Annotated in this window: 15 protein-coding genes; 7 read left to right on the forward strand and 8 right to left on the reverse strand. The window is 60.2% G+C overall.

Going from position 1 to position 15,047, the window contains the following annotated elements:
* Nucleotides 1-30 precede the first annotated feature (30 nt).
* A complete protein-coding gene (locus C1N84_RS09960) occupies nucleotides 31-510 on the reverse strand; it encodes a DM13 domain-containing protein (RefSeq protein ID WP_058769739.1) in 480 nt (159 codons plus the stop codon).
* Between the two features lie 416 nt (nucleotides 511-926).
* On the opposite strand from C1N84_RS09960, the gene C1N84_RS09965 reads away from it, so the two are divergent.
* Together C1N84_RS09965 and C1N84_RS09970 are read left to right on the forward strand one after the other, a co-directional pair.
* The gene (locus C1N84_RS09965; protein ID WP_264441294.1) at nucleotides 927-1,925 is read left to right on the forward strand and encodes a hypothetical protein; all 999 of its coding nucleotides are present in this window, start codon (nucleotides 927-929) and stop codon (nucleotides 1,923-1,925) included.
* Nucleotide 1,926: 1 nt separating this feature from the next.
* Nucleotides 1,927-2,331, forward strand: coding sequence for a hypothetical protein (locus C1N84_RS09970; protein WP_058769737.1), 405 nt, complete (start codon nucleotides 1,927-1,929; stop codon nucleotides 2,329-2,331).
* Nucleotides 2,332-2,461: 130 nt separating this feature from the next.
* On the opposite strand, the gene C1N84_RS09975 is transcribed toward C1N84_RS09970, so the two are convergent.
* The 3 genes from C1N84_RS09975 to C1N84_RS09985 all read right to left on the reverse strand — a co-directional run bounded on the left by C1N84_RS09975 (nucleotide 2,462) and on the right by C1N84_RS09985 (nucleotide 4,101).
* Nucleotides 2,462-3,016 carry an isochorismatase family protein gene (locus C1N84_RS09975; protein WP_058758482.1) on the reverse strand — a complete coding sequence of 185 codons (555 nt, stop codon included), beginning with the start codon at nucleotides 3,014-3,016 and terminating at the stop codon, nucleotides 2,462-2,464.
* 16 nt (nucleotides 3,017-3,032) lie between these two features.
* Nucleotides 3,033-3,458 (reverse strand): MarR family winged helix-turn-helix transcriptional regulator, encoded by a 426-nt coding sequence (locus tag C1N84_RS09980; protein WP_264441295.1) that lies wholly within the window; start codon nucleotides 3,456-3,458, stop codon nucleotides 3,033-3,035.
* A 97-nt stretch (nucleotides 3,459-3,555) separates the two neighbouring features.
* On the reverse strand, nucleotides 3,556-4,101 hold the full coding sequence (locus C1N84_RS09985) for a helix-turn-helix domain-containing protein (protein ID WP_021506147.1): 546 nt from the start codon (nucleotides 4,099-4,101) through the stop codon (nucleotides 3,556-3,558).
* A gap of 97 nt (nucleotides 4,102-4,198) precedes the next feature.
* Here C1N84_RS09985 and C1N84_RS09990 point away from each other — a divergent pair, with 97 nt between their 5' ends.
* The 4 genes from C1N84_RS09990 (at nucleotide 4,199) to C1N84_RS10005 (ending at nucleotide 12,191) form a co-directional block, all read left to right on the forward strand.
* On the forward strand, nucleotides 4,199-5,377 hold the full coding sequence (locus tag C1N84_RS09990) for a benzoate/H(+) symporter BenE family transporter (RefSeq protein ID WP_264441297.1): 1,179 nt from the start codon (nucleotides 4,199-4,201) through the stop codon (nucleotides 5,375-5,377).
* 153 nt (nucleotides 5,378-5,530) lie between these two features.
* Nucleotides 5,531-6,847 (forward strand): SrfA family protein, encoded by a 1,317-nt coding sequence (locus C1N84_RS09995; protein ID WP_264441298.1) that lies wholly within the window; start codon nucleotides 5,531-5,533, stop codon nucleotides 6,845-6,847.
* Between the two features lie 2 nt (nucleotides 6,848-6,849).
* Nucleotides 6,850-9,822: a virulence factor SrfB gene (locus tag C1N84_RS10000; RefSeq protein WP_264441299.1), complete on the forward strand. Its 2,973-nt coding sequence runs from the start codon at nucleotides 6,850-6,852 to the stop codon at nucleotides 9,820-9,822.
* Nucleotides 9,819-12,191 (forward strand): virulence factor SrfC family protein, encoded by a 2,373-nt coding sequence (locus C1N84_RS10005; protein ID WP_059008716.1) that lies wholly within the window; start codon nucleotides 9,819-9,821, stop codon nucleotides 12,189-12,191. The genes C1N84_RS10000 and C1N84_RS10005 overlap by 4 nt, the downstream gene beginning before the upstream one ends.
* Here C1N84_RS10005 and C1N84_RS10010 read toward each other — a convergent pair whose 3' ends face one another.
* The 4 genes from C1N84_RS10010 to C1N84_RS10025 form a co-directional block, all read right to left on the reverse strand.
* Complete coding sequence (locus C1N84_RS10010; RefSeq protein ID WP_264441300.1) at nucleotides 12,192-12,461, reverse strand: barstar family protein; 270 nt, start codon at nucleotides 12,459-12,461, stop codon at nucleotides 12,192-12,194.
* A 2-nt stretch (nucleotides 12,462-12,463) separates the two neighbouring features.
* Entirely contained in the window at nucleotides 12,464-12,898 is a 435-nt protein-coding gene (locus C1N84_RS10015; protein ID WP_166710087.1) for a ribonuclease domain-containing protein, read from the reverse strand.
* Between the two features lie 87 nt (nucleotides 12,899-12,985).
* Nucleotides 12,986-13,111 (reverse strand): AraC family transcriptional regulator, encoded by a 126-nt coding sequence (locus C1N84_RS10020; RefSeq protein ID WP_394541614.1) that lies wholly within the window; start codon nucleotides 13,109-13,111, stop codon nucleotides 12,986-12,988.
* Between the two features lie 131 nt (nucleotides 13,112-13,242).
* Complete coding sequence (locus C1N84_RS10025; RefSeq protein WP_021506154.1) at nucleotides 13,243-13,593, reverse strand: helix-turn-helix domain-containing protein; 351 nt, start codon at nucleotides 13,591-13,593, stop codon at nucleotides 13,243-13,245.
* Between the two features lie 292 nt (nucleotides 13,594-13,885).
* On the opposite strand from C1N84_RS10025, the gene C1N84_RS10030 reads away from it, so the two are divergent.
* The gene (locus C1N84_RS10030) at nucleotides 13,886-15,040 is read left to right on the forward strand and encodes an efflux RND transporter periplasmic adaptor subunit (RefSeq protein WP_031279145.1); all 1,155 of its coding nucleotides are present in this window, start codon (nucleotides 13,886-13,888) and stop codon (nucleotides 15,038-15,040) included.
* Nucleotides 15,041-15,047 lie beyond the last annotated feature (7 nt).

Raw genomic sequence — 15,047 nt, forward strand, 5'->3', positions numbered from 1 at the left:
ATGGGGCACCGGCGCACGTCGGTGCCTTATTCAGGTGCGATAACGCGCTGAGCCGACAAATTTCGAAAATTGCTCACTCCAGATTTGTACGGCACAATATTCCTGCGGATCGATGCCTTCCGGCAGCGATTTAATAAAATCACCAAAGTTATTTAAATCGCCAATTAACGCCGATTGATGTTTTATTTGCAGAAATGAGTGCTGATCAAACGCCTGAGTTTTGGTGAGGTAAATTTTATAGTGTGGACCGGGGGCAATTTCCCCCTCAAAGGCGATGACGTTTTCATTGAGATAGACCTTGCCGCTGGCCCAGTACAGCGCATCACTGCCCGGCTGATGGCGATCAAACTCACCGCTATATAGTGCTTGCTGTTTCACCAGATTAACCTCCTTTTGCGTGGCATTTACTTCCGCGGTAATTAACGGTGACAGCACCAGACCTAAGGTAATACCGGTGCCCAGAAAAAACAGGCTGGCGATGAGATAAAGCACGTTTAATTTTTTTAGCATCCCTACCTCCCTGCAGCAGAATAGCGCTGTACTGCTCTGCCCGATCCTGCTGCTCACTGGTGTTAATAAAAACGTAAAGTCAGGCTAAATATTGGTTATCGTGTTGCTGTGCATACTGTGACAGTAACCAGCGCTGTTACAACCAACTCTCAACGGCGGCAGGGAAAGCGAGGCGCAGCAGAATAACCAGTGTCAGGGAGCGGCAAAGACAAGGGCCGGCAGCACCAGCCCTGGAGGGAAAAGATCAGTTCAGCAGCGCGAGAATTTCGTCAGTGGTGCCGGTTTCGCATTTGCGCATCTGAGCGCTCACACCACATTTGTTAGCCAACACATTTTGCGCCGCGCAATAGAATTACTTATATTGTTTGCTGCAGTCAGGCGTGCAGGATGTTAGTCAGGGAAGGGAGAAAGGATTCATGACACGTAACATCGCCCCGGGATATTGTGTTGTCGAACGCGCTGGATCACTGGAGTACCAGGCCAGAGAATTGTTTCGCGACACCCGTGCTCCGGCAGTTACCATGTTTATGCAGTTGAACGCTGACACGCCCTGGTTAAGGCCGGGACAGATACTGATTGTTGCTGACCCAGAGACGCCGGCCCCTCTAACCATGCAAGCACTTACAGCATTAAAACAGGCAAAGTCCCGCACTAATAACGCCCTGGTCGGAGTCAGCGTTGACGAGTCCGGTTTTATGCAGAAACACTATGGCATAATTGCTGCGCTAACCAGTGCTGGAGATAAGGTTTTCGGAACCGTCGGTGATGCTGGTGAAAAATACTTCAATGCCATTGAGCAGACGCTTAAGAAAATCGAAGCAAGTTATCAAAACCAGTTTCGCACTCAGGGAACACTGATAAGCCAGCAATTTTTTATTGAGCGAAATCAGTTGTTGAACCAGCTGAAAGAACTGGTCAACAAACCTGTGCTTAGTAATCTTGCTCGATATTCAGTTAAGTTTCAGCAATACGAGAATATGAAACGCGCACTTAACCTGTCCAGTAGATCTATTGTGCATGAGTGGTCTACCGTTGGGATGGGTGGAATTCCAGGCTATTCATATTACGTAGGGAATGCCGCCAGGGCGGCTCGTTTTCTCAGGATGGGCGGTTTTATTGGTATCGGTTTCTCATTTGCAAACACCACTAATGAGGTAGTTAACGCGTGCACCAGGGGACGCGAGAGTGAATGTGGCAAAACTGCCTTTAAAGAATATAGTAAATTCGCCAGCGGTACATTTGCTGGTATTACTGGAGGGACGCTGGGTGCATCTGCTGGTATCGGTATTTGTTTTGCTGTAGGCATAGCCACTGCAGGAGCCGGAGGGGTTGCTTGCGCCGCTGTAGGTTCATTAGTGGCTGGGACTGCTGCCAGCTCAGCAAGTGATTATCTTATGGATCTATGGTTGAAATAGCATGAACACGACTCTTTCTTATGTTGCTCTCGGATGCGCGATCATCCCTTTTTTTATAACTACGCTACAGTTTATTATTTATTTAATTAACAAACGCAAATATAACACTTTGTTATCGCAATATCTCGACAGCGCATTCGAATTACCACCACTGTATAGATTCTACGGCTCCATGGGTTTTTTTGGCTCTTTTGGCATGTCCTACTTCTTCTCCAGGCTTAAAAAAGGCCAGAAAATTATTTTTCAACCCAAAGAGCAGGCGGCTATTTCTACCTTTCTTAATGCTATCGATGTAAACGTAACAAAGTGGCTTGACACTTATTATTACCTGTCAATATTTTCATTACTTTTATATGCGGTTTTTGTGGTAATGAGCCTGATAAAAATGGTTACTGTGCAACTTTAAAGCCTACATCGTGGGCTGTTTCTTTCTTTAAATTAACTATTGATCGCCAGCCTAACATCCAGCATCGCCAGACAGCCTTCAGGGAACGGTAAAGATAAGGGCCGGCAGCGCCAGCCCTGGAGGGAAAAGATCAGTTCAGCAGCGCGAGGATTTCGTCAGTGGTGCCGGTTTCACCGAGGCGCGGGAAGATACGCTCAATGCTGTTGTGGTGGGTTTCGGCGTTCAGGCAGCTCATCGCATCGGTCGCCAGCGTAACGTTGTAGCCCAGCTCGTAAGCCTGACGCGCTGTGGATTCCACGCCGATACTGGTGGCAATCCCGCACACCACCACCTGCGTTACGCCACGCTGCTGCAGCTGCTGGTGCAGATCGGTATTGTGGAACGCGCCCCAGGTTTTTTTCGTTACGCTGATATCGCCCGGCTGCGGGGTCATTTCCGGCACCAGCACCGCCCAGTCTGCTGGCAGAGCAGCATCGTGACGCGGCTGCTGATTGCGGCCCGGCGCGCCGCCCGCCACGTTCACCAGCACCACCGGCAGCTGTTTCGCGCGAAACGCCTGCGTCAGCTGCGTGGCGCGTGCAATCACTTCATCCGGATGGCGCGGCGTAACCGGCAGGCGGACGATGCCGTGCTGCAGGTCGATGACAATCAGGGCGGTTTGGGCATCTAACGTGGTGACAGCCATGGTGAGTCCTCTCAAATTAAGGGTCAGCGAGTCGTTGCAGTAAGGGAATGGCGGCCAGCAGTGTTTGCTGTTCCTGCGGGCTGAGCAGGCTGCTGATGCTGTGCAGTAGCCAGTCGTCACGCTGGGCGCGATTGCTGGCGACGAGCTGCAGGCAGGCAGCGGTAGGCTGATAGCGGGTTTTGCGGCCATCCTGCGCATCGGCCACGCCCTGTACCAACCCCAGCGTCTGCAGGCTGGCGACCGTGGCACTCATCGACTGGCTGCGCACCCCTTCGCGCGCGGCCAGCTCGGTCACCGTCATCGCGCCGTCACGCACCAGATAACCCAGCACGGAAACCTGCGGCCAGGTGAGATCGCCCGGCGGGGCCGATTCACGCAGGCGGCGCATCAGTTTGCCATTGATGCTGCGTAACGCGGCAGCGGCGCTAATCAGCTCGCTCATCGCCCTTCTCCTTTACTGATGAGACCGCAGTATATAAATACGCAGGTAAACTGTGTAGTTTGCCTTCGTATCAATTTGTAATTGCGCATCCCGCCGCTCAGCTGCGCTGCAAATAGTGAATCAGGCTATGAAAGCGCAACGGGCTGGCCAGCGGATTGCGGTAGCTGTGCGGCTGATCGGCGGCGAACTGGCTGGCCTCGCCGGCCTGCAGGCGACGCCAGCTGCCCGCCATGCCCAGCAACAGCTCACCTTCCAGCACCACCACCTGCTCAATCACCCCGCTTTCGTGCGCTGACGAATCGCTTTGCGCGCCCGCCGCCAGCGTCACTTCCAGCAGGTCGAAGCGCAAACGCGCGTCATACGGCAGCAGCGGCTTCACCTGCATTTGTGCATTAGGCTGGCTGAAGGTCGCCACATCGCCCGACGGCTGCGCCCCGCTCTGCACAAAAAAGGAGAACGGCACATTAAAGCCGGTGGCGATTTTCCATAGCGTGGCGATCGTTGGACTCGACTCGCCGCGCTCAATCTGACCGAGCATGGCTTTACTCACGCCGGTGCGCGCCGCCGCCAGCGTCAGGCTCCAGCCATTGGCCTGACGCAGCTGCTTCAGCGCCTGGCTGAGATGTTGATGCAGATTTTCCATGAATTCTCCTGAAAAGCGGGCGCGCAGTGTACCACTTGTGCGCGCCATACTGTGCGTGCCACAATGTGCGTTATAACGCACAACAGGATGTGATTCCATGACCACTGCGACTGTTCGTCCGGCTTTTTCCTTTCCGATGCTGATTTCCGGCCTGATCGCCGTGCTGGTCGGCTACAGCAGCACCGCGGCGCTGATCTTCCAGGCGGCGCAGGCCGCAGGCGCCTCACCGGCGCAGATTGGCGGCTGGCTGTCAATGCTGGGCGTGGGCATGGGGCTGGCGTCACTCGGCCTGTCGCTGTGGACGCGGATGCCGGTGCTCGCCGCCTGGTCGACGCCGGGTGCCGCGCTGCTGGCCACCAGCGTGCACGGCCTGACGCTGAATGAAGTGGTCGGGGTGTTTGTCGCGACCAATCTGCTGATTGTGCTGAGCGGCGTGACCGGCCTGTTTGCCCGGCTGATGAACCACATTCCCCAGTCGCTGGCGGCCGCGATGCTGGCGGGGATTCTGCTGCGTTTTGGCATCGGCACCTTCAGCGGCTTACAGGATCATTTTGCCCTGTGCGGCAGCATGTGTCTGGTGTGGCTGCTGGGCCGCCGCTGGCTGCCGCGTTATGCCATTCTGCTGGCGCTGGTGGCGGGCGTGCTGGTGGCGCTGGGTCAGCGCGCCATCCACTTTCCGCCTCATGCGCTAACGCTAAGCGTGCCGGAATTTATCATGCCGCACTTTAATCCTGCCGCGCTGATTGGCGTCGGCTTGCCCTACTTCCTGGTGACCATGGCGTCGCAGAATGCGCCCGGTATTGCCACGCTGCAGGCGCATGGTTACCGGCCGCCGGTCTCCGCGCTCACCGGCTGGACCGGCCTGATCGCGCTGCTGCTGTCGCCGTTCGGTGGCTTTTCGGTGTGTATTGCGGCGATCACCGCCGCGATCTGTATGGGCGATGATGTCGATCCGGACCCGGCGCGCCGCTGGGTGGCTTCCGCGCTGGCGGGCGTGTTCTATCTGCTGACCGGCTTTACCGGCGCGCTGATCGCCGTGATGCTCAGCGCATTGCCGCCGGTACTGATCGCCACGCTGGCCGGTCTGGCACTGCTGGCCACGCTGGCGGGCAGCCTGCAGCGCGCGCTGGCGGAACCGGCGCAACGCGACAGCGCCATCGTGGCATTCCTGATCACCGCCAGCGGCATCTCCCTGCTCGGCGTCGGTTCGGCGTTCTGGGGCCTGATCGGGGGCGTCCTCACCCATTTGCTGCTCAGCCCACGCCGGAACGGTTAACATTTCACCACCCCGCGTACCGTGGGGGGAATAACGCCCTGTTTTCCCCCCTTTTTCCCCCGTTTGATTGCGGCGCATTTGGCTTAAGATCACTACCATCGCCCATCACACCCGATGTTTGGCTTCAGATAACCACCGATAAGGGCCCAACGAGTGGCAAAAACTTTTCTGCGCAGCGGCAATCTCGACGCGTTACTGGCACTGGGGGAGAACGGCCAGCCGGTCTGGGCTTCTGCCCTGCAAATTCGCGAAACGTTACGTTTGCGCCGCCAGACGACACTGGCCAACTGCCTCGCGATCCCGCAGGCCAACGAGCGCGGTGACCGCCTTGACTGGTACGCGCCATTCAGCGGCAAAGTGAAATCCTGGCTGGCGGCCAGCGATCGCGAAAAGCGTCAGGCGCTGGATCAGCTCACCCTTAATCAGCAGGATTTGCAGGCGCTCAGCCTGCGCGCCCGGGATGCCGACAATCCGGCGATGCGCCTGTTTGGGGCGCTGCTGGCGAAGACGCTGCAGTTTCCCGATCAGCAATACGTCTATCTGGTGGATGGCAAGCCGGTGATCACCTTCTGGGGCTTTGTCGACCCGCAGGCGCGCACGCGTGATGATGCGCTGGCCTGCCTGCGCGACAGCCTTGATGAAGAACTGCCGCCGCTGTTGGTGCCCGCGCCGGAGCCAGAAAGGGCTGCCGCGCCTGAACCGGTTGCGGCCCCCGTTGTGGCGGAGCCCGAGCCGGAACTGCTGGCGGAACCCGAACCACAGCCCGAACCCGCACCGCTGAGCGTTGTCGCCGACGCGCCCGCGCGGAAGAAATCCGCACTGCGCCCGCTGCTGCTGGTGCTGCCTCTGGCCGCTGCCGCCGCAGCGGGTGTGGCCTTCTGGTTACACAACGCGCCGGTCCAGCCGGCAGAAACCGAAACCGCGCCTGTGGTCAGCGCCGCGCCCGCGCTGGCCCCGGCGATGCTGGCGAAAGCACAGACGCTGGCCGCCACGCTGCCGCATAGCAGTGCGACGGTGACGCCTGCGCCGGCACCGGCTGCCCCACCGGCACCGCCGGAGGTCGTAGCGGAACATACCGAACCGGCCAAAGCGGACGATCTGGTGATGACGGCCGATGACGCGCGCCTCGGCTCGGTGAAATTTATCAATGGTACCTGGCGCGTGACGCTGCGTCAGACCAATCTGCCGACCGGCAAGCCGCCGAGCCTGCGCTATCAGATCCGCAACGGTAAAGGCAGCGCAGTGATTACCCAGGGCGACAATATTCGCTGTAAAGCCGATGTCACCGCTGCCATGACCAGCGCCGGCACCATGGTAGTGCGCAGCCGCTATACTGCCAGCTGCAGCGATAAATCACGCTATCGCATGCCGGAGCTGTTGTGCAAAGCCGGTGATGGCATTGCCAGCTGTACGGCGCAGTATGGCGCCGATCAGGTGTTCCCGTTGACGATTAAGCGTGAGAGTAAGTAACCATGTTGGCTCCCCTGATTGATGACAAACAGAAAATCACGCTGATCGAAGACAGCGGTGTGCAGTTTCTTGATTTTGGTCTGCGCCTGCCCGCGTTACAGGCGCGGCGGCAGTTTGTGCGCCAGACCGCCAACGGCCCGCTGCTGCGCCTCAACGTTGATGGCAACAGCGGCAAGTTTCTGCTCTATCCGCAGGATGGCGGTGCCGCTGAGGTGGTGCGCCCGGAAACCGATATCGCGCTGGCCGATTCCCTGACGCTGCTGGCCGGGCAGTGGCTGCCGCTGCCGGTGCTGCGCTGTTCCAGCGGCCGTCGTTTCATCGGTGGCCCGGATAACTGGGCGCGTCTGCGCCTTGCGCCGCTCAGCCAGCCCGACGCGGCGGGCAATACCCATCGCATCACCCTCGCCTTCGATACGCGCCTGGTGGCCGACGCGGACGGCGGTGAGCAGCTGGGGTTGAGCAAAGCCGATGCGCAGAACGGCGTCAGCTTTGCGCTGGCGTGGCACAACTATGAACTGGGCGAGTTCCTCGACCTCACCTGGGTTGACGGCTGGCTGCGCGAGACGTTCAGCCAGCAGGTGTATGCGCTGGAATCACGCCGTGAGCAGGAAGTGAACCAGGCGCTGCGCGAATTTGAATATCAGGCGCACTATCTCAACGTGCTGGAACTGCTGGGCGAACAGCTCGATCTGGCAGAAATCACTACCCAGGCGGCCTCACCGCAAACGCCGGCGGTCAACGTGGATATCATTCTCGACGTCGGCAACTCGCACACCTGCGGCATTCTGGTGGAAGATCACCCCGAAGAGAGCAACGGCCTGCGCCAGACCTATGAGCTGCAGCTGCGCGATCTGTCGCAGCCGCACCAGGTCTACAACGAGCTGTTCGATAGCCGACTGGAGTTTGCCGAAACGCACTTTGGCAAAGCCAACTTCTCGCTGGAGAGCGGCCGCGAAAACGCGTTTATGTGGCCCTCGCTGACCCGCGTCGGTCGCGAAGCCAGTCGTCTGGCGCTGCAGCGCGCCGGCACCGAGGGCAGCACCGGCCTCTCCAGCCCGCGCCGCTACTTATGGGACGAAGCGCGTTATCAGCCAGGCTGGCGCTTCAACGCCAGCGGCGGCAGCGACGAGCCGCAGGCCACCGCGCTGCCGTTTACCCTGTTGCTCAACGATGAGGGGCAGCCGCTGCATGCCCTGCCGGAAGATGACCGCCTGCCGGTGTTTTCTGCCAGCTACAGCCGCAGCTCGCTGATGACCTTTATGCTGTGTGAGCTGCTGGCGCAGGCCATGATGCAGATGAACAGCGTGGCCCAGCGCCAGCGTATGCCGCAAAGCCAGGCGCCGCGCCAGCTGCGTCATGTGATCCTGACGCTGCCATCAGCCATGCCGAAGCCGGAGCGGGAAATTTTCCGTCGCCGCATGCAGGAAGCCATCGCGCTGGTGTGGAAAGCCGAAGGCTGGCATCCGGCCGACGCCGCGTTTGACGCCGCCAGCCAGGCACACAGCCTGCGGCCGGTACCGGATGTGCAGATGGAGTGGGATGAAGCCACCTGCGGTCAGATGGTGTGGCTGTTTAACGAAACCCAGGTGAATTTTGCCGGTCGCGCGGAAGATTTCTTCAGCAGCATGGCGCGCCCGGATCGCCCGCGCGAAGCGGATGAGCTGCCGGGCAAAAGCCTGCGCATCGCCTCGATTGATATCGGCGGCGGCACCACCGACCTCGCCATCACCCAGTATCGTCTGGATGATGGTCAGGGCAACAACGTGAAAATCACCCCGCGCCTGCTGTTCCGGGAAGGGTTTAAAGTGGCCGGCGATGACATTCTGCTGGACGTGATTCAGCTGTGGATCCTGCCGGCGCTACAGCAGAGCCTGCAAAAAGCCGGCCTGGCGCTGGCGGAACCACTGATGAACAAGCTGTTTGGGCACGACAGCCGTATGGACGGTCAGGCCACGTTGCGCCAGCAGGTCACCCTGCAGCTGTTTATTCCGCTGGCGCAGGCGGTGCTGGAACGCTATGAAAACTGGAATCCACTCGACAGCCACAGCGAAATTAACGCGCTGTTTGGCGAGCTGGTGCCGCAGAAGCCAGCCAGTAGCGTGCTGGCGTTTGTCAACGGAGAGATTCAGCGCACGCTCGGCGGCGACAGCCGTTTCGATCTGCTTGACGTGCCGCTGGTGGTGAGCATGGCGCAGTTGCATGCTGAGTTCCTGCAGCACCGGATGGCGATTATCCCGGCGCTGCGCGCCATGTGCGAAGTGGTTTCCCTCTATCAGTGCGATGTGCTGCTGCTGACCGGTCGCCCGTCGCGCTTCCCGGGCATTCAGGCGCTTGTGCGTCATTTGCAGCCGCTGCCGGGCAGCCGCATTTTGTCGCTGGAGGGGTATCACACCAGCGACTGGTATCCGTTCAACAAACAGGGACGCATTGATAACCCGAAATCCACCGCGGCGGTCGGTGCCATGCTGTGTCTGCTGGCACTCGATCTGCGTCTCAGCAGCTTCTGGTTCCGCGCCGGCGATTTTGAACCCTACTCGACCATTCGCTATCTTGGCGTACTGGATGAAAACGCCACGCTGAGCGATGACAATCTGTGCTACAGCGAGATTGATCTCGATAGCCACAGCTTCGCGCTGGACCGTAAAAGCAGCTTCCGCATTCGCGGTAACGTCTGCCTCGGTTTCCGCCAGCTGGAGAACGACCGCTGGCCGGCGACACCGCTCTACAGCCTGAGCATTACCGATCCGCAGCTGGCGCGCCAGGTAGCGGGCGAAAGCGTGCTGCGCATCAGGCTGGCGGTACAACCGGGGCCGGATAACCTCGGCCCGGAGCGGCTGGTGCTGAGCGAGGCGCGCATGGACGATGGCACGCGCGTGCCGCTGGAGCAACTGAGTCTGAAACTGAATACGCTGTCGGCCACCGGCAACGCCAATGCGCAATACTGGATCGACAGCGGGAGCGTGTGTAAACGATGAGAACTGCCAAAAAAGCCACGCCGGCGACGCCTGCTAAACGCCTGGGTCTGCTGCAGGAGACGGTTGACGGCGCGCTGAACTGGGTGGAGAGCCACCAGGCGCACTCGCCGCGTCTGGCGCTGGAAGCCGATACGCTGCGGCTCCAGCTGCGGCGCGCCCGCGTTGAAAGCCACGCGCTGGCGCGACAGCTGGCGCGGCCGGTCACCCTGGCGCTGTTTGGTCAGTCGCAGGCGGGTAAAGCCTGGCTGCTGAGTGAAATGGTCGGCGACGCGCAGGGCCAGCTGATCGCCCGTCTCGGCGACAAAACCCTGAACTATTTTCAGCACATCAATCCCGGCAATCTCGATTTTGCCATCGCCACCCGTTTCAGCCATCAGCGTGAAGCGCAGTCAGGCGCGTGGCCGCTGGAGATGACGCTGCTGAGCGAAGCCGAGCTGATTCGTCTGATGCTGGCCGGTGCCAGCGCGGACACCCAGCCGGACAGCGCGGCGATTGATGCCGCGCTGCAGCGCCTGCAGCGCCATCGCCAGAGCGAGATGCAGCCCGGCCTCGACAGCGACGCGCTGGTGACGCTGTGGGCGTGGCATCGCCGCCAGCCCGACCACGCCGAGGTGCTGGACCGTCATTTCTGGCCGCAGGCGATTGAGCTGGCACCGTGGCTCAACGTAGACGACCGCGTGCAGCTGTTTGCGCTGCTGTGGCCGCAGCGTCCGGCGCTGAATGAAACCCTGCGCAGCCTGCTGCATCTGCGCCATCAGCTGCGGCACGCGCCGCGCGTGCTGGCACCGCTCAGCCTGCTGGTGGATGACGCCTCGCTGCCCGCTGAAAAGCTCATCGGCCATGACGCCGACCTGAACGAATTGATTGAAGTGTGTCCGGTTGTCGCCAACCGCGTGGGCAAACCGCAGTCAGTACCGCTCGGCTGGCTGGCGCTGCTGACGCTGGAAATCACCCTCCCGCTCAGTTCGACGCCGCGTCAGGCGCTGTATGACGAAGCCGATATGCTGGAACTGCCCGCACCGGGCACGCCCGCCGACCGCGATCAGCAGGACGAGCGCGCAAGGTTGCAGGCGCGTGATGCGCTGCGCGCCACTCTGCTGGAACAGAAACGTGCCCTGCTGCCGGGCTTCTATGCCGCGCGTCAGGGCATCGATTTAATGCTGATTTGTACCGCCGCCAGCCAGCGTCAGGATGCGGATCTCGCCGCCAGCGCGCTGCGCGAGTGGCAACTGCAGCAGAGCGCGACGGCCAGCGCAGACAAGCCGCGCCTGATTTGGGCGATTACGCCGCACGATGCGCGCTATCAGCAGTCGCAAATCAACGTCGATGAAGCGGTACAGCGGCAGATTGGTCAGCCTGGCCAGAGCTGGGGCTCCATGCTGGCGCGCGATCGCGCCGGTGTCGACCGCATGAGTAGCTGGCTGCAGGATGAGATGCAGCCGGAGGCACGGCGCGACCGGCTGGCGCTGCAGCTCAGCACGCTGCAGCAGAAACTGGTGGAGCGTCTGCAGCCGTGGACCGAAGCCAGCGCCACGCCGGAACAGGCCGCGCGGAAACAGGCCATCGCCGATACGCTGCTGAAGTGTTTACAGCATCGCACCGGCCTGCACGGCGAGCTGCTTGAGCGTCTGCAGCCGTCGCGCGAGGCGGTGCGCCAGCTGTGGCTGAGTCAGAGCCACGGCAGCACGCCGTCCACCGGTGGCCAGCCAGCCGCGGCAGAGCAGAGCTATTTTGGTATTGGTTTTGAGTTTGACCTGTTTAACGATGAGCCGGTAACCACCGCCGAACCGCGCAGCAGCAGCGGCCAGCGCGATCAGCAGTTTCCCCAGCAGGTGTTCGCGCTGTGGCTGGCGCACCTGCGTCAGCTGCCGGAGAGCCAGAGCCTGCTGGCGCTGCTCAACGTTGATAAGCCAACGCTGGAACTGCTGGTGGAGGAGCTCATCACCGCCAGCTTCCGTCTGCAGGTGCTGAGCAAACTGCAAAGCGCGCTGAACGAAACGGAGACGCAGGCCAGTGCCCATGAAGCGCGCACCGATCGCCAGGTGTCGCGTGCCATGACGGTGCTGGGTGACTTTGTCGCCTGGCTCGGCTTCCTGCAGCGGGATGAACGTGAACGGCCACAGAGTCGCGTCAACCGCGGCAGTCCGATTTTCGCCCGCCCGCCGGCGCCCAGCGTCAGCTTTTCGTCAGGCCAGCGTCTGACGCGGCTGTCTGCCGCGCCGGCTAACCACACCGCCTATTACATTTATGACTGGCTGGTGGGGTTAAATTCGCTGATCGTCGAGAATAACGGCTACACCGGCGGCGGCGATTTGCCGGCCAGCGCACGCCAGACGCTGGCGATTATGCTGCTGCCGCTGCACGCGTAGTCAGTGAGTAATCAGGCGCAGCTCACCCGCCAGCTGCTGCGCCGCCTCTTCCAGCAGCGCCAGCACCGGGGCAAACTCCGCACTGGCGCTGACCTCGGCGACATGCTGCAAATGCAGCGTTGCCGGCAGCGCCATACCGCCGGTCAGCCAGTCCCACAGCGCATCCAGATTGTAACCAAAGCGTTCACCGCAGCCGCTCTGTTCGACCAGCGCCTGATAAAAGGCCTGGCGCGTGCGCAGCGTGCGAAAATCAAAATGGAGTGTCAGCATAGTCAGGGTACCGGCGTGAAGCTGCGATAGTGATCGGTGGTGAGAAAGATCAGCCCATCGGAAGAGTAAAGCAGACGATCGGCATCGCGGTGGCCGCAGTCGTAATTGACGTCCGCTTCATACCACTGGCGCCCCGCCTGCATCGGCAGCCGCCGTTCGCGGTTACTGAAGCGATCGCCGCCAATCGCCCGCCCTGGCAACACCTCACACAGGTTACCCTGCGCCGGGTTCCAGCCCTGACGACGTGCCGCGCTTTTGGTGAGATAAAAATCAGGCAAACGGTGATGCTGCTGCAGCCAGCGCGCCACGCGATGTACATCGGTCAGTTGCGCAATATCCGTCTGTTTTTCTGGTGCAGTACCGCTCAGATGGGGCTTCAGCCCGATCCAGCAAACCACCAGCGCAAACAGTAATCCAATCCAGAGTTTTTTCGACATAGTGACATCCTGAAAAGCAGGACGCCGATAATAGCAGGTTTCAGGCGGGGAAAAACGCGGGCCAGCATGGCTGGCCCTGGCGGAGGTTTACTGCTGCATCGCGCTCGGGGTGTGCGCGGCGTGACGACGCCATGCGCCCGGTGCCACGCCATACTGGCGCTTGAAGCTGCGGTTAAACGACTGCTGTGAATCGAAGCCCAGCGAAACCAGCAAACCACCAGCGCAAACAGTAATCCAATCCAGAGTTTTTTCGACATAGTGACATCCTGAAAGGCAGGACGCCGATAATAGCAGGTTTCAGGCGGGGAAAAACGCGGGCCAGCATGGCTGGCCCTGGCGGAGGTTTACTGCTGCATCGCGCTCGGGGTGTGCGCGGCGTGACGACGCCATGCGCCCGGTGCCACGCCATACTGGCGCTTGAAGCTGCGGTTAAACGACTGCTGTGAATCGAAGCCCAGCGAAATCGCCACGTTGAGGATCGGTTCGTTGGTGGTGGTCAGGCGGTCGGCCGATTTTTTCAGCTTCTTGGCCCGGATGTACTCACCCAGCGGATAGCCGGTGTGCTCTTTGAACATGCGCTGCAGGTGCCACTTCGAATAGCCGGCGCGCCCCGCTACGGTGTCCAGATCCAGACGTGCTTCAATGTTGTTATCAATCCAGTCGATCAGATCGTGAATAAAAGCGTCGCTCATCATCCCATTCTCTCCCGTCGCCATGGCGAACAGTATCAGTATCAGTTGCAATTACACTTTAAGGGTGACTGACTATCGCACTTAATGCAAGTTTTATTATTGCATTAAATGCCGCACTCGCCGTAGGGGCTTTCGTTACCTGTTACGAATTGATCAAAACCGCACATAAAGTGTATCAGATATTCTTGCAGATGCAGTTCGCCCAAGCCTACACTCCTGTGGTTTTAATGCAATCTTAAAAGTTGCAGATTTTTCGTACGTCTCCTTTCTTTTTCACCAACGCGGAATAACAACAATGCATCTGCAAACATATGGGGTTCGTCGGGCCGTAAGCCTGTCAGGAGTGATGTTGCTGGGAAGCCTGCTGGCCGGTTGTGATCGCGGTGTGGCGCAAAACGCGCCGCCGCCTCCGCCCGAAGTGAGTGTCGCGCAGGTGGTGCAACAAAAAGTCAGCCAGTGGGATAGCTTCAATGGCCGCATTGAAGCGGTGCAGAGCGTGCAGCTGCGTCCGCGCGTCTCGGGCTACATCGATCAGGTTAACTATCGCGAAGGCGATGAGGTGAAGAAAGGTCAGGTGCTGTTTACCATTGATGACCGCACCTACCGCGCCACGCTGGAGCAGGCGCAGGCCGAACTGGCCAGCGCGCGTAGCCAGGCGGCGCTGGCCCGCAGCGAGTCGGCCCGTACCGACAAACTGATCGGCACCCAGGTGGTATCGCGCGAAGAGTGGGAACAGCGTCGTTCGACCGCCAGTCAGGCGCAGGCCAGCGTGCTGGCCGCCCAGGCGGCAGTCGATATGGCGCAGCTGAACCTCGACTTTACCCGCGTCACCGCGCCGATCGATGGTCGCGCCAGCCGGGCGATGATCACCACCGGTAACCTGGTGACCGCCGGCGACAGCGCCAGCGTTCTCACCACGCTGGTTTCGCAGGACCGCATGTACGTCTACTTTGACGTCGACGAAGCGATTTATCTGCAGTACCAGGCGATGGCGCGTCAGGGCCAGAACCGCGGTTCGCTGCCGGTAGAGATTGCGCTGACCGGCGAACAGGGCTATCCGCACCGCGGCACCGTCGATTTTCTCGATAACCAGCTGACCGCCAGCACCGGCACCATTCGCATGCGCGCCACGCTCGACAATCAGCAGCGTCAGTTTACCCCAGGCCTGTTTGCCCGCGTGCGGCTGCCGGGCAGCGCAGAATTCAACGCGCTGCTGGTCGACGACCGCGCGGTACTGACCGACCAGGATCGTAAATACGTTTACGTGGTTGATGCGCAAGGCAAAGCCGAACGCCGCGATGTTCAGCTGGGCGATCTGGCTAACGGCCTGCGTATTGTGCAGCAGGGTCTGAAGCCAGGTGACAAGGTAATTGTCAACGGTCTGCAGAAAGTGTTCATGCCCGGTATGCCGGTAAAAGCGCAGCCGGTGGCCATGCGCTCCGCTCAATAATAATCGA

This window comes from Pantoea sp. SGAir0418 (genome assembly GCF_043529865.1).

Bases quoted from the DNA above. Each gene is read 5' to 3' on its own strand.
- C1N84_RS09965 (WP_264441294.1), top strand. From the start codon at position 927: ATGACACGTAACATCGCCCCGGGATATTGTGTTGTCGAACGCGCTGGA.
- C1N84_RS09980 (WP_264441295.1), bottom strand. From the start codon at position 3,458: ATGAGCGAGCTGATTAGCGCCGCTGCCGCGTTACGCAGCATCAATGGC.
- C1N84_RS09960 (WP_058769739.1), bottom strand. From the start codon at position 510: ATGCTAAAAAAATTAAACGTGCTTTATCTCATCGCCAGCCTGTTTTTT.
- C1N84_RS09985 (WP_021506147.1), bottom strand. From the start codon at position 4,101: ATGGAAAATCTGCATCAACATCTCAGCCAGGCGCTGAAGCAGCTGCGT.
- C1N84_RS09990 (WP_264441297.1), top strand. From the start codon at position 4,199: ATGACCACTGCGACTGTTCGTCCGGCTTTTTCCTTTCCGATGCTGATT.
- C1N84_RS10025 (WP_021506154.1), bottom strand. From the start codon at position 13,593: ATGATGAGCGACGCTTTTATTCACGATCTGATCGACTGGATTGATAAC.
- C1N84_RS10005 (WP_059008716.1), top strand. From the start codon at position 9,819: ATGAGAACTGCCAAAAAAGCCACGCCGGCGACGCCTGCTAAACGCCTG.
- C1N84_RS09975 (WP_058758482.1), bottom strand. From the start codon at position 3,016: ATGGCTGTCACCACGTTAGATGCCCAAACCGCCCTGATTGTCATCGAC.
- C1N84_RS10030 (WP_031279145.1), top strand. From the start codon at position 13,886: ATGCATCTGCAAACATATGGGGTTCGTCGGGCCGTAAGCCTGTCAGGA.
- C1N84_RS10010 (WP_264441300.1), bottom strand. From the start codon at position 12,461: ATGCTGACACTCCATTTTGATTTTCGCACGCTGCGCACGCGCCAGGCC.
- C1N84_RS10000 (WP_264441299.1), top strand. From the start codon at position 6,850: ATGTTGGCTCCCCTGATTGATGACAAACAGAAAATCACGCTGATCGAA.
- C1N84_RS10015 (WP_166710087.1), bottom strand. From the start codon at position 12,898: ATGTCGAAAAAACTCTGGATTGGATTACTGTTTGCGCTGGTGGTTTGC.
- C1N84_RS09970 (WP_058769737.1), top strand. From the start codon at position 1,927: ATGAACACGACTCTTTCTTATGTTGCTCTCGGATGCGCGATCATCCCT.